The sequence below is a fragment of the Exiguobacterium sp. J17977 genome, from assembly GCF_018616375.1.
GTDB classification, from domain to species: Bacteria; Bacillota; Bacilli; order Exiguobacteriales; family Exiguobacteriaceae; genus Exiguobacterium; species Exiguobacterium mexicanum.
In genome coordinates, this window is sequence record NZ_JAEQBB010000006.1 from 95,796 (window position 1) to 108,969 (window position 13,174).

General features: G+C 51.0%; 12 protein-coding genes, 2 tRNA genes and 1 other annotated feature. Of the genes, 6 read left to right on the forward strand and 8 right to left on the reverse strand.

What is annotated here, in order from left to right; translation table 11 throughout:
• Positions 1-9: 9 nt before the first annotated feature.
• Positions 10-861, reverse strand: a complete 852-nt coding sequence (locus KNO58_RS11475; protein ID WP_251026222.1) for an aldose 1-epimerase family protein — start codon at positions 859-861, stop codon at positions 10-12.
• A 74-nt stretch (positions 862-935) separates the two neighbouring features.
• On the opposite strand from KNO58_RS11475, the gene KNO58_RS11480 reads away from it, so the two are divergent.
• Positions 936-1,490, forward strand: a complete 555-nt coding sequence (locus KNO58_RS11480; protein ID WP_214754019.1) for a TlpA disulfide reductase family protein — start codon at positions 936-938, stop codon at positions 1,488-1,490.
• A 41-nt stretch (positions 1,491-1,531) separates the two neighbouring features.
• Here KNO58_RS11480 and KNO58_RS11485 read toward each other — a convergent pair whose 3' ends face one another.
• From KNO58_RS11485 to KNO58_RS11500, 4 genes are all read right to left on the reverse strand, one after another.
• Positions 1,532-1,738: a DUF3006 domain-containing protein gene (locus KNO58_RS11485; RefSeq protein ID WP_016508383.1), complete on the reverse strand. Its 207-nt coding sequence runs from the start codon at positions 1,736-1,738 to the stop codon at positions 1,532-1,534.
• 398 nt (positions 1,739-2,136) lie between these two features.
• Positions 2,137-2,937, reverse strand: a complete 801-nt coding sequence (locus KNO58_RS11490; protein WP_214754021.1) for an MBL fold metallo-hydrolase — start codon at positions 2,935-2,937, stop codon at positions 2,137-2,139.
• A gap of 179 nt (positions 2,938-3,116) precedes the next feature.
• Positions 3,117-3,190: transfer RNA gene (locus KNO58_RS11495), tRNA-Gly, on the reverse strand.
• Between the two features lie 16 nt (positions 3,191-3,206).
• A tRNA-Gly gene (locus KNO58_RS11500) sits at positions 3,207-3,280 on the reverse strand.
• Between the two features lie 128 nt (positions 3,281-3,408).
• Between KNO58_RS11500 and KNO58_RS11505 the strand changes: the two genes are divergently transcribed.
• From KNO58_RS11505 to KNO58_RS11515, 3 genes are read left to right on the forward strand one after another with little or no spacing between them, the layout of a single operon-like run.
• Positions 3,409-3,768 (forward strand): hypothetical protein, encoded by a 360-nt coding sequence (locus tag KNO58_RS11505; protein ID WP_214719845.1) that lies wholly within the window; start codon positions 3,409-3,411, stop codon positions 3,766-3,768.
• Positions 3,769-3,770: 2 nt separating this feature from the next.
• Positions 3,771-4,325, forward strand: a complete 555-nt coding sequence (locus KNO58_RS11510) for a hypothetical protein (protein WP_021067839.1) — start codon at positions 3,771-3,773, stop codon at positions 4,323-4,325.
• Positions 4,322-4,735: a hypothetical protein gene (locus KNO58_RS11515; protein WP_214754023.1), complete on the forward strand. Its 414-nt coding sequence runs from the start codon at positions 4,322-4,324 to the stop codon at positions 4,733-4,735. Before KNO58_RS11510 ends, KNO58_RS11515 begins: the two co-directional genes overlap by 4 nt.
• 42 nt (positions 4,736-4,777) lie before the next feature.
• On the opposite strand, the gene KNO58_RS11520 is transcribed toward KNO58_RS11515, so the two are convergent.
• The 3 genes from KNO58_RS11520 to KNO58_RS11530 form a co-directional block, all read right to left on the reverse strand.
• Positions 4,778-7,930, reverse strand: coding sequence for an SH3 domain-containing protein (locus tag KNO58_RS11520; protein ID WP_214754025.1), 3,153 nt, complete (start codon positions 7,928-7,930; stop codon positions 4,778-4,780).
• Between the two features lie 161 nt (positions 7,931-8,091).
• Entirely contained in the window at positions 8,092-9,021 is a 930-nt protein-coding gene (locus tag KNO58_RS11525) for an alpha/beta fold hydrolase (protein ID WP_214754027.1), read from the reverse strand.
• 20 nt (positions 9,022-9,041) lie between these two features.
• Complete coding sequence (locus tag KNO58_RS11530; protein ID WP_214754029.1) at positions 9,042-10,727, reverse strand: formate--tetrahydrofolate ligase; 1,686 nt, start codon at positions 10,725-10,727, stop codon at positions 9,042-9,044.
• A 242-nt stretch (positions 10,728-10,969) separates the two neighbouring features.
• Between KNO58_RS11530 and KNO58_RS11535 the strand changes: the two genes are divergently transcribed.
• Together KNO58_RS11535 and KNO58_RS11540 are read left to right on the forward strand one after the other, a co-directional pair.
• The gene (locus KNO58_RS11535; RefSeq protein WP_251026223.1) at positions 10,970-11,875 is read left to right on the forward strand and encodes a carbohydrate ABC transporter permease; all 906 of its coding nucleotides are present in this window, start codon (positions 10,970-10,972) and stop codon (positions 11,873-11,875) included.
• Positions 11,872-12,777 (forward strand): carbohydrate ABC transporter permease, encoded by a 906-nt coding sequence (locus tag KNO58_RS11540; protein ID WP_251026224.1) that lies wholly within the window; start codon positions 11,872-11,874, stop codon positions 12,775-12,777. The genes KNO58_RS11535 and KNO58_RS11540 overlap by 4 nt, the downstream gene beginning before the upstream one ends.
• 105 nt (positions 12,778-12,882) lie before the next feature.
• Positions 12,883-13,125: a binding site (T-box leader), on the forward strand.
• The last annotated feature ends 49 nt before the right edge of the window (positions 13,126-13,174 follow it).

Consider the following 13,174-nt stretch of genomic DNA (forward strand, 5'->3'; position numbering starts at 1 on the left):
GCACGTTTTTTATTCCATATACAACGTATAAGTCGCCTCGAACGACTCGCCTGGATCGAGCAGTTGCATGTCTTCTTTATGACGGATATCTTTCCGATGCCCTTTATAGTCGGCATGTCCGAACCAAGGTTCGAGACAGGCGAACGGGGCGTCAGAATGCGGTGGCGACCAAATGCCGAAGTGGGTGAACTGAGGGGACTCCATGACGATGGCCCGACCGCTCGGCTGATGCCGGAGCGCTGCGTATTCGATTTGCTCAAAGATGAGGGCGTCCTGGTCGAATAAATGATGTGTCAACGGGATGTAACGACGTTCCCCGAGCGGTTGATAGGCGCCGGTCAAATAAGGTCCGTCGAGCAACAAGCGGTCGAGCATCCGCGTCTCGCCAAAGTCGATCGTGTAGTCTTCGAACGTGCCCCCGGCAAACGGAATGTTGAAGGCCGGATGTCCGCCGATGCTGAATGGGAGCACGATATCGTCTCGATTGATGACGTGGTATGTCACGCTCAACTCTTCGCCGATTAAGCGATAGATGACATTCAGTTCGAATGAGAACGGATAGTGTTTACGTGTCTCGATCGAATCACGAAGAATGAAGCGGACGTGTGTGTCCGAAGCCTCGGCGACCTCGAACAGTTCGTCTCGTGCAAATCCGTGTTGGCTCATCGTATATGTCAGTCCGTCATATAAGTAGCGGTCGTCAAGCAGTCTTCCGACGAAAGGGAACAGGATTGGGGCTTGGCGCCCCCAATACGTCGGGTCGCCTTGCCAAAGGAGCTCCGTTCCGTCGACTTTCCAACTCGTCATTTCGGCGCCGTGCGCTTTTAGGGTGACGCTAACTTTCTCATTGTGAAGTTGCAAGATAGTTACTCTCCTTTGAATGATATGATAAGTTAAGTTTAGGAGTGAACAGTTCATAGAACAAGGGGTAAATCATGCGATTTCATAAACTAGCGATCAGTCTCATCATGGCCGGCCTCATCGCAGGCTTGGCCTATAAAGGATACGACGAGTATAAGACGAGTCAAGCGAGTGAACCGACGGTCGAAGTCGCTACGGATGACGGCGTGCTCGGCGGTCTGGAAGTCGGGCAGCGGGCGCCGCAGTTCGAGCTCGAGACGACGGAAGGGCAACCGGTGTCGCTCGCCGATTATGCAGGGCAACAAGTTATCTTGAACTTTTGGGCGACGTGGTGTCCACCGTGCCGCGAAGAGTTGCCAGAGTTGATTGAGTTCGGCGAAGATACAGGCATCCCTGTGCTCGGGGTGAATGCGACGAAAAACGAGCGGCTCGGGAAGCGAGACGTCGATGCGTTTTTACAGGAAGTGCCGGTCAGTTTCCCGATTTTATTGGACGAGACGGGGACGGTGGAAAAGACGTATCGTGTCGTTGCGCTCCCGACCACTTACGTGATTGGTCCGGATGGCATCATCACGGCCAAACAAGTCGGACCGGTCGATTTCGATTGGCTGCATGACCGAACGAAATGAACGGACAAAGACAGACTGGAAAGGGACCGGTCTGTCTTTGTCTACTTTTTATAATGTTGTTTAATCAGCGCATCGAAATTGGGTGTCATGTCTTCTTCGAGATAGTAATGGTGGTTATCTCGAATGATGGTATCGCCAACACGTGCTTCTGATGGCAAGAATCGTCTTGGGATAAAACTTGAGCCGTTGTTCCAACGTAACACGGCGTACTTCCCTTCGACCCGCACCAACGTGCCATACTTGATCATGCCTCTTCCTCCTCAACGAACAGCTTTCTGTCTCTTTTATTCTTATAGAGTGTATTCCCACATTCCACAAAACCTACACATATTTGCGCAAGGCTAGACAAGCAAAAGTAAAAACAGAGGCGTGACGAATTGTGAAGAAAGTTAGAAGAAAACGCTTTCTTTTTGATTTATTTTCTTCTATAATGAAGGCACGGGGTGATTATGACGAATTTGTGAACAATGGGGGTATGGTCAATGTTTTCATCAGCTATGATTGGATTGCTCGCTGTCACCGGCGTGACCATTTATGGGATTGACCGTATGTTCACGGTCCGTTCAGAACGCGTCACAAAGAAATAGGTCTACATAATAGGGGGGAATCGCAACGTCTTGGGGAGACGTTGCGATTTTTTTATGCGTCAGTAATCTTGTTGCCGCGACTCGCGGTCTTTCGCTTTTTGCTCGACGTGCTTCCGATTACGTTCATGGACGCGCTGGAAGAAAGCATGTTCGGGCCAATGCGGAGACCAGACGCGTTCTTCTGGCAAGGCGAGGATATATTCTTCGGCGGCGCTCAGTCGCTCCATCATTTTGCTGCGATCGTCACACAAATCGCCATGGCCAGGAATGAGCCACCGAATCTCATACTCGTAAATGGCTGCTTGGAGTTTCTGCAACGACGTCAAATATGCCTCGGCATCGTGTTCGATGAACGGCGGCTCGATGTTGGAGGCATAATCGCCACATACGAGCAGACGTAACGGTTCGACGATTAAAGACATGTGGGTCGACTCATGTCCAGGCGTCAATAAAAACGTTATGGGCGTAGAGCCTAGGGCGAGGGTACCATCTTCCGAAATCATAATATCAACAGCCGGTTTGACGATGGGGCGATCGATGTAGTACTGCTCGTAAAACGATTGTATCTCCTCGAGCTGTGAACTCGCATCGGTCTCGACGAACGCTTGAGACGCGATGACGGTGGCATCAGGAAATGCATAAGCACCGATGATATGGTCGTAGTGCTGATGCGTATAGATGACATACAGCTTTTTCCCCCGGCGTCGCAATTCGACATCCCGGCGAATCGTGGCGATTTCTTCGGGCAACCAGGTCGGATCGATCACAATCAAGCTCTCGTTCGTTTCAATCAATGTTGAAGTCGTGCGCATCAAAGCACTCTCGTAGACGGTGAACGGTTGAAGACGTACTTGAATCACAGGAATCCCTCCTTCTTATCTCCCATCCTTTTCCCGAATTACCGTCATTTAAGCGTTGTCGAAATCGGTGCTATTATGCTGAAAAACAAAAAAGCAGAACGTCGAATGACGTTCTGCTTGGTGCACGGGACACCGTGCGGTTATGTGTGCGAGCAAATTCTCGCGTATATGTCGGTAATTGGAGCGGGTGAAGAGAATCGAACTCTCGTCATCAGCTTGGAAGGCTGAGGTTTTACCATTAAACTACACCCGCATATGAAATTTTAAAATGGAGCGGGTGAAGAGAATCGAACTCTCGTCATCAGCTTGGAAGGCTGAGGTTTTACCATTAAACTACACCCGCGAAACGCTTAACGTTACGGTAATATAATAGCACAGGATTTTAGCTTTGCAAACCCTTTTTTGAAAAAACATTGGTTGTTGCGGCTAGGTTGTCTTGCTAAGATAATAGAGGAGAGGAGTGGATGGGGCATGAGTGAGCGTAAATCCTATTTACGGATGATGAGCGAAGGGTTTCGGATGATGAAACAAGCCAAACAGATCGACCAGGAGACGAAGCTCCGTCAATGGACGTTCTCGATTCGCCACGAGTCGGACTGGCAAGTGATTCTTCGAACGGAACGTTTGAAATGGGTCGGCCCGGCGACGAACGAGTTCATCGTCGAACCGCTGACCGTTCAAATCGGGCCGCTACAGCTCACGCGTCATCTCGAGACGAACGAAGTACGTTTGAAGATCGAGGAAGAATGGGGAATTGAAAGTAAGGTCGTCTGTGACGACCAAGAGTGGGAACGATTCGTCGCATCGCTCAAACAATTGAAGGGGGAGTAGTCGTGAGTCGAGAAAGGCTATATCGGATTGAAGCGGAAGCCCGGGGCAGTGCCTGGCGGGCCCGTGTATTGACCGGCATCCAACGATTCCGCTTTTTTAAAGGGGAATTGCTCGCTCCGACTGAACGTCCTTATGTCGTCTTGAGCATCTCACAAGACAAACAGGCACTCCCCGATTTGATTGAGACGGATATGGGTGTGTTGCTCATCCATGAGCGAATCGGCCCGATCTTTATGAACCTATGCCCATATGATATTCAACTCGTTCGAGTCGAGTTGCACACGAGCACTGGGAAGACGGATCAATATTGCGCACTCAACGTATTGCGTCGCTTCGAGATTGAGCATCTTGAAGATTCGGGCGAATATCGACCGTTAGACCCCGACCGACTCTATTTTTTATCACATCAAACCGTACGATTGAACTTATTCGGGCACATGATTGCCCAAGACCAAAACAGTCAACGCCTTTACGTGACCGAGCGCCTCAAATACGCGCTTCAAGCGAAGATGGTGACAGGTTTAGCATTTAAGAAGACGAAGGAGCAAACAGCATGAAGGAATACGAGATTGACGGTTGGATCCGTCTATCCTACCCAGAACACTTTGAATACAATGAAGAAGAAGACCATGTCAGCTTTTATTCGGTAGAGGCCGACGCCCAAGGGACGCTTCAGATGTCCATCTATGAAGCCGAGGAAGCACAAGCGCCGAGCGACGCGGCTCTCCAAGAGTTGAACACGTTTTTAGGCGAGTTCCCGATTGACGTCAAAGTCGCACCGAGTGTCACGACAGACGCAGGTGGTATGACGACGGCCTATGCGAGCGGAATCGAAGATGGGATGCATCTTGACGTCTGGTCACTTACAGACGGGAAACGACTTTTATTTTTGACGTACGTCGCCGATGAAGTGACGAATGAGAAAGTAGAGATTGAAGCAATCGTCGACTCAATCGAATGGACATAACAAGAGACACGCGCCATCGTCGGCTGCGTGTCTCTTTGTGTCTTACTGGAATTTTGGAACGTCGAAGTAAAGTGTATAGGATTCGAGCTGTTGGTACATGTTGTAAATGTTAGTGGTCTGTTTCGTCGCCCAAGCGATGTCTGAGGCGTATTGATTCGTTCCTGGATTGCTTGGGTTGAACCGCATCTTATAGAGCGTGTTTTGTTTGAGGTCCAAGTTGTTGATATATTCATCTCCGATAAATTTAGCACCACCGATGATGGCGGCTTCCGGTGTGAACCACCCTTCCTTATAAGCGCGCTCAGCACCTTTGACATGGGCGTTCCCATCAATCGCACCGATGCCGTACATATTGTAAACGGTCTTCGGTGTGACGGCCTTGCCGTCGACGCTTGAGACGAGTATCCCGGTGGCGAGTGCGGACGTGCCGTGCCCGGTTTCAAGCAACGCATGTGACAACAGATAAATCTCGTTGACATTGTGTGTGCGAGAGGCGTCGATGAACGCTTGACCGCGGCCGGCTAAAATCCCTTTGCCTACGAGTGATTTGTTCAAAACGGTTGCCGTTAAATCGGCCCCCTTCGACAAATCGAGGAACTGGAAATATTCGCGTGACGTCGTCGCAAATGAAGACGGAGACACGTGACGTGTGATTTCTTCGTTTGTCGCCCGGCGCCAAGAGCGATCATACACACGAATATCATAACCGCTAGGGCGATAATAAGTGATTGTGTAGTACTGATCCGTTTCCCCTGTGATTGCGACTTCTTCACCCGGATTGATGACTCCAAATGAGTGGGAAGTCATCGAGGCGTCCTTCAAAACGTTGGTGCTTCCAACGGCGTAAATGGCGTTAATATAACCGGTGTATACGCCGTATTTTACTTTATACCAAGTTGTCGATCCGACCTTTTGTGTCCCTAAGTACTCAAGTTTGGTGTTGGTTGATACGCTCGTCACGTTTGTAGACGTTGCCGATGCGGTCGACTTCAAATATTGGAATCGAGTCGCGAATAGTTCGGTTGCTGAGACTTTTCCAGCCGGTGCGGTCGCGGTCGCCAAGACATAACCTGTAAGCGAACCATACTTAACTTTATACCATGTTACGGTCCCGACCTGCTGAGCACCGAGGTATGCGAGTTTCGCATGGTTTGGTAACGTCGCAAGCGTCGTGGCAGATGACGAAGCTGTCGATTTCAAGTATTGAAGTTTCGTCGTGAACAGTTCGCCCGTCGTACTCTTTGTAATGAATGATTTATGCACGTAAGCGTCCTCGTTACGAAAAGCGTCCGATTGAGAGAACACGTTGCGCTGGGTCGTAATCATCGAGGCGAGTGTGTATGTGTAAGGTGTCTCGGTGATGACCATTTCCTTGCTGCCGGCGACAGGCGGTGTATACGGTTTCGTATATGTGAGGGAGATATACCCTTTCACGAGCGAGCCGTTGACGAGATACGAGATGACACCCCAGTCGCTGCCGACAATCGGCTTCACTTTGACGACCGTCCCGTTCGCGAGCTTTCCGATGACGGCGCCATCGACTGCTTTATTGCGCACGTTCAGCGTCCCGTTGTTTGCGACGACGACCTCGACTTCACGTTCGGCCTCAAGCTGTTCTTCTGGCACTGGCGGTTTGTCCGCGAAATAACTGGCGGTCGCATAGCCCGTTAGCGAGCCGTACTTGATTTTATACATGGAACTCGTCAATCCGCTTTCCGAGATTTGTTGTACTTTTGTCCCTGTCGGAATGACGGCAATTTTTGATTTCGGCGAAACGGACTTGTCGTAAAGAACGACTCGTTGCGTCGTGTAGTAATCTGTCACGACGATCACCTCCGGTTTGTCGACTGAGAAGTGACGTGAAGCGGCATAACCGGTTTTCCCGTCATAGCGGACTTTGAACCATGAGCTCGATAGGCCGCTTTGAGAGATTTGTTCGATTTTTGCACCGAATGGAATAGTATCGATTTTCGTCGCGCCCGAGGCAGACGAATTGTACATCGCCACATTCCGAGTTGCGTAATAAGGTTTGATGACGATCACTTCTGGTGGAGTCGTCGAGAAGTTGCGGGCAGCGGCATAGCCGGTGACCCCATCATACTCGATTTTAAACCATGAGCTTGCGAGTCCAGATTCCGATACTTGTGTCACTTTACTGCCGGCGCGGATGGTCCGGAGACGATCTGCACCCGAGGCAGACGATTTATACAAGACGAGATCGCGAGCGGCGTAATAAGGCGTCCGGACGATGACTTCCGGTTTCGTCTTCGAGAAGTTACGGGCGGCGGCATAGCCGGTGACGCCATTGTAACGAATCTTGAACCATGACGAACTGAGGCCAGCCATGGCGATTTGTTCGACTTGGGCACCCGAAGGGATGGTCGCGATTTTTGTCGCCCCTGAAGCTGAACTGTTATACAGGGCGACGTTTGTGATTGAAAAATAAGGTGTCGTCACTTCCGGTGCTGTCGTTTCTGGCGTCAACACGGATGTCGAGAAGTTGCGGGCTGGAGCGTAGCCGACAATCGTGCCATATTGGATTTTAAACCATGAGCCGGTCGCGCCGAGCGAGGCGAGATGCGTCACTTTGGCACCAGCCGGAATCGTCGCGAGTTTCGTTGCGCCCGAACCGGTCGAGTTGTATAGCACCGCTGTCTTGTTTGCATAATATGGTGTTTCAACCGGGACTGACGGCGTGAAGTAACGTGCTACGACGTAACCGGTGTACTTGCCGTACGTCACTTTCATCCACGAACCGGTGGCACCGTGCGAAGAGATATACGTGACGGTCGCGCCTTTCGGGATGGTCGTCAAGACGGTAGCAGACGTCGATGTCGATGAGCGCAAGTTGACGTTCGCATCGGCCTTGTAAGCAGAAGCTGAGGTCGTCGACGTTGTTGATGCTGTCGTCATTGTCGATTTTAAGGTTAAATAAGTCGCTGATACGTAACGCTTTTCGCCCTCGAATTCGATTTGAGCCCAGGTGTCGTTCGTCGTATACACTTGAACGGTTTCACCTTGTGTCAATTTACCGACAATATCCGAAGTGGTAGATGTGGCGGAACGAACATTTAAAATGGATGTATTCACTGTTCCTTCGTATGTTGCTGCATATGAGTGAGCGGGGACGAGCGTACTCAACACTGTGCTAGAGATGAGGACGGCCGTGCTCAATCGTGTGATCGTTGGCTTCAATGTGTTACCCCTTTCGGTGAATACGTATCGAAATATGTGTATTCTTTTAGTGTGCGGTCTAAGTATAGCGCACTTAAAAATTGGAAAGAAGAATCTAAATTACAAAAAAGGTAAATGAATTAGAATCCCATTGTATTATTTTGGTAAACAAAAAGAACCTCCTAGGAAATGGAGGTTCTTTTTGCGATGCGTACCGTATGATGCATCCAGTCGCCGATGTCGGTCCAGATGTCTTGACGTTGGCGCTCGCGGAGCACTTCATGACGTGCCTGATCATAAGACAGCACGGTCAATTCGATGTCGGCGGCCTGATGTTTGCGGACGATTCCGGAGAGTCCTTCTCCGTCATGGACGACAGGGTCATCGGCACCTACGACGAATAAGATTGGGAGTGTTTTCGGATGTTCTTGAATCCGGGCGGCCGAGGTCACATCGAGTGACGCTTTTGCTACCTCATGTAAGTAGCCGAGCGTCGGAATCCCGCCACAGTCCGGATCATTTACATAGGCGGCTACTTCCTCCGGAACACTCGAAATCCAATCACTCTCGGTCGTGGCCGGTAAGAATTTCAAGTTGTACCGTCCGAACAACAAGCGTTCGAACAAGCGCGATTCATGGGTGCTCCCTTTGAACCGGATGGCCAAATCAATCGCGTACAGTCCGGCCCGTCCAATCAATCCGGAATGTGGAGGCGGGGAGACGGCGATGACGCCGGTCAAGCGATGACCTAGTTGTTGGCCGAGTCGACGTGCGAGCAGCGAGCCAAAACTATGACCGAGAACGATGGTTGGCAATTCATCTTGATAATGGTCAAGGAGCGAGATGGCGTCGTTGACCATTTGCTCAAACCCTTCATGGGGCGACAGGTGGGCGTAAGTGGACTGGGTCCGGGCCAAGGAGCCTGCGCCACGAAGGTCGCACAGAAACACATTGAAGCCAATTTCTGACAAAAAATCAGCGAATTCGACATAACGTCGATGATGTTCGAGCATCCCATGGAAAATAAAACAATTTCCAATCGGTTGTCTGGCCTTGATGTGCAGTAACTGCGTCCGATATCCGTCCGCATACGTATGTTCCGTGACGTCCATCTCGATCCCTCCGTTATCGTTTAGAATAAACCGATCGCTTTCCCGGTCTCGTCAATCCCCATATTCAAGGCGGCCGGTTGTTTCGGCAGACCTGGCATCGTCAAGACGTTACCAGTCAAGGCGACGAGGAAACCAGCACCGACCGACGGCTTCAATTCTCGTACCGTCACGGTGAAGCCGTGTTGATATCCGAGTTTTGTCGGGTCATCGGAGAGTGAGAACGGCGTCTTCGCCATACAAATCGGCAAGTGCTGCCAACCGTTCGCCTCGATTTGTGCCATCTGTTTTTTCGCGGTCGCGGTAAACGTGACGTCGGCCGCCCCATACACTTCCCGGGCGATTGTCAAAATCTTCTGTTCGATTGTATCGGTCAACGCATAGAGCGGGGTGAACGCACTCTCGTTCGACTCGATTGTATCGATGACAGCCTCGGCGAGGGCACGACCGCCTTGTCCACCGTTCGACCACACTTCACTGAGCGCCACTCGAATGTTGTTGGCTTCACACCAATCGAGGACGGCGGCCAACTCTTCGGCTGTATCCGAATTGAAGCGGTTGAGGGCGACGACGGTCGGCAAGCCGAGTTTACCCATCGTCTCGACATGTTTGGCGAGAAGTTTTAACCCGTTGCCGACAGCTCCGACGTTCTCGACGTGGAGTTGGTCCTTGGCGACACCACCGTGCATTTTCAAAGCACGGACCGTCGCCACGAGAACGACGGCGTCCGGGTTCAATTTTCCGATGCGTGATTTGATATGACAGAATTTTTCGGCCCCAAGATCGGCTCCGAAACCAGCTTCGGTGACAACGTAGTCGCCGAGTTTGAGCGCCGTTTTCGTCGCGATCAACGAGTTGCATCCGTGCGCGATATTGGCGAACGGACCACCGTGAACGAGTGCTGGCGTCTGTTCGAGTGTCTGCACCAAGTTCGGCTTGAATGCCTCTTTCAACAACAGTGTCGCGGCGCCGGCTGCACCGATTTGTTCGGCTGTGATTGGCTCGTTGTCCCGATCGTACGCGACGACGATTCGCTTGATGCGTGCCTCGAGGTCGGTCAACGAATCGGCGAGACAGAGGATGGCCATGATTTCAGATGCGACCGTGATATCAAACCCGTCTTCACGGGGTACGCCATGGGCACTGCCGCCAAGGCCGATCGTCACGTGACGGAGCGCCCGGTCATTCAAGTCGAGCACGCGTTTCCAGACGATTTTCCGGACGTCGATGCCAAGGTCGTTCCCTTGATGGAGATGATTGTCGAGCATGGCGCTAATCGTGTTGTGGGCCGCGGTGATGGCGTGCATATCGCCTGTGAAGTGAAGGTTGATGTCTTCCATCGGCAACACTTGGCTGAACCCTCCGCCGGCTGCACCGCCTTTTAAGCCCATCGTCGGACCGAGCGACGGTTCACGCAGACAGACAATCGCTTGTTTGTCGAGTTGGTTGAGCGCTTGGCCGAGCCCGACGGTCACGGTCGACTTTCCTTCGCCGGCCGGAGTCGGGTTGATCGCTGTGACGAGGATGAGTTTCCCGTCTTCACGAGTCGCCATCCGATCAATGACATCAAATGATAACTTGGCTTTGTATTTCCCGTATAGGTCGAGGTCATCTTCTTGTAAGCCGAGTTTTTCTGCTATCTGTTTGACGGGCAACATCTCGGCTTGTTGGGCAATCGTTAGGTCGGATAACGGTTTAATCGTCGTCATGTATAAAATCCCTCCACTTTCGAACATTGTAATCGTTTTCGTTCATTTCATTCGTGAATCGACTTTGAATCAAGGTTTAATTCTTCATTCGGGAAGACTCGTTCGTGTTGTCATTGAGTTTATCATAACGCATCGCCTCGTATAATTCACCCATTGAGTGCAATATATTCCACCCTTTCCGTCAAATGTATCCGTTTTCATTTTGTCTTGAGGGAGGTAAGTTGATAGTGGAGGCGATGAACATGACAGAAACACCAAAACAACACAAGCGAAGACGGAATTGGAAGAAACCGGCGAGTTTTATCGCATTTGTCGGTCCAGCCTTTCTGGCGTTTGTGGCGATTGTGCTCATACCGTTCGTTAACGGGATTTATTACAGCTTCACGGATTGGAACGGTGTGACGGGTCAGTTGAACGTGGTCGGATGGGACAACTATCAGCGTATTTTATTCGAGGATGAACAGTTCCGCGCCTCGTTCTGGATTACGACGAAATACACGATTGTGGCCGTCATCTTGACGAACATCGTCGGTTTCTTGTTGGCTTTGCTGTTGACGATGAACATTAAGACGCGCAATATACTGCGCACCGTCTTTTTCATGCCGAACTTGATTGGCGGACTCATTCTCGGGTTCATTTGGCAGTTCATCTATGTGAAGGGCTTTGAATCGATCGGGACATTGACCGGATGGAGTTTATTCGAACTGCCGTGGCTCGGTGACGCCCAGACGGCGTTCTGGGGCATCGTCATCGTCGCTATTTGGCAAGGCGGAGGCTACGTCATGGTCATCTATATTGCAGCGCTCCAAAACGTGCCGACGGATTTGCTGGAGGCGGCCAAAATCGATGGGGCGAACCGCTTGAAGATGTTGCGTCACATCACGTTGCCGATGATTATGCCGTCCATCACCATCTGTCTGTTTTTGACGATTTCCTGGTCGTTCAAAGTGTTCGACACGAACTTATCGCTCACAAACGGAGGTCCGTTCAAATCGACAGAGATGCTCGCTTTGAACATCTATACAGAATCGTTCGTGAATAATAATTACGGGCTCGGCTCGGCGAAAGCGGTCATCTTCTTCCTTGTCGTCGCGGCGATTACCGTCACTCAAGTCTACTTGACGAAAAAGCGGGAGGTGGAGGCATGACGACAGAAAAGATTGAACGCATCGAAGCAAAGGTCGATTCGTCCCCACGGCGATTGCGACCGCAAAGACCGCTGCGGGCGGGTGGATATACGGCCGGCCTCGGTCTCGTCGAACTGGTGGCGATTCTGCTCGGGCTGTTATATCTCGTCCCGTTCTATTACGTCATCGTCAACTCGTTCAAATCGATTGCGGAGATTTACACGAACACGTCCGCCTTGCCGAACGTCTGGCTCGCGTCGAACTATACAGAGGCGTGGGAGGCGATGAATTACGGACGCGTCTTCTTGAACTCGCTTCTCATCACGGCGGGGGCGAACCTTCTCATCGTATTGTTCACTTCGATGGCGGCGTGGAAGCTCGTCCGGACGAAACATTGGATCTCGACTGTCATCTTCTTCCTGTTCGTCGCGGCGATGGTTATCCCGTTCCAATCCATCATGATTCCGCTCGTCAAAGTGTCGAGCATCCTCGGTCTGTTGAACAGCCATTGGGGACTGATGGTCATGTATCTCGGCTTCGGGTCTGGCATCTCGGTATTCTTATATCACGGCTTCATGAAGTCGATTCCGGAAGAGATTGAAGAAGCGGCCATCATTGACGGCTGTTCGACATGGGGCGTGTTTTGGCGCATCGTCTTCCCGCTGCTCAAGCCAATCACGGTGACGATCGTCATCTTGAACAGCCTTTGGATTTGGAACGACTTTCTCTTACCTTCACTTGTCCTCCGAGACATCGAGCTGCGGACGATTCCGCTCGCGACGTTCTATTTCTTCGGACAATATACAAAACAATGGGATTTGGCACTTGCTGGTTTAGTCCTTGGGATCGTTCCGCTCCTCGTCTTTTTCTTCGGTATGCAAAAGCATATTATCAAAGGGATTACGAGTGGCTCGATCAAATAACCCTTCCCAAGGGATCTCCCCCGTCCGCTACACGGGGGAGAATTTTTTTTGAAAAAGTGGTTGACATTCGTCTGAATATTGATAATAATTGGGTCAATTCAATTGTGAACGACATTGAAAGGACGAGTACACAGAAGACGTAAGCAAAGCGAGCCGGGGAAGGTGAGAGCCCGGACTGAAATCTCTGTCGAAGAACCTCCTGGAGTCGCTACCCGAACGCTTTGCAAGTAGACGTAGCCGGACCCGTTCCCCGTTATCGGAACTACGAGATGTTCGTCTCGAAAAAGTGAGTAGATTCGTCTACTAATTTGGGTGGCACCGCGGAGCTTGAAGCCTTCCGTCCCATAGTCCATGGGATTGGAGGGCTTTTTTCTATTGCTCCATCCCGAAATCCCAC

What these genes read in the sequence shown, in the direction of transcription:
- KNO58_RS11480 (WP_214754019.1), top strand. Translation starts at nt 936, where the DNA reads ATGCGATTTCATAAACTAGCGATCAGTCTCATCATGGCCGGCCTCATC.
- KNO58_RS11485 (WP_016508383.1), bottom strand. Translation starts at nt 1,738, where the DNA reads ATGATCAAGTATGGCACGTTGGTGCGGGTCGAAGGGAAGTACGCCGTG.
- KNO58_RS11505 (WP_214719845.1), top strand. Translation starts at nt 3,409, where the DNA reads ATGAGTGAGCGTAAATCCTATTTACGGATGATGAGCGAAGGGTTTCGG.
- KNO58_RS11515 (WP_214754023.1), top strand. Translation starts at nt 4,322, where the DNA reads ATGAAGGAATACGAGATTGACGGTTGGATCCGTCTATCCTACCCAGAA.
- KNO58_RS11525 (WP_214754027.1), bottom strand. Translation starts at nt 9,021, where the DNA reads ATGGACGTCACGGAACATACGTATGCGGACGGATATCGGACGCAGTTA.
- KNO58_RS11530 (WP_214754029.1), bottom strand. Translation starts at nt 10,727, where the DNA reads ATGACGACGATTAAACCGTTATCCGACCTAACGATTGCCCAACAAGCC.
- KNO58_RS11535 (WP_251026223.1), top strand. Translation starts at nt 10,970, where the DNA reads ATGACAGAAACACCAAAACAACACAAGCGAAGACGGAATTGGAAGAAA.
- KNO58_RS11540 (WP_251026224.1), top strand. Translation starts at nt 11,872, where the DNA reads ATGACGACAGAAAAGATTGAACGCATCGAAGCAAAGGTCGATTCGTCC.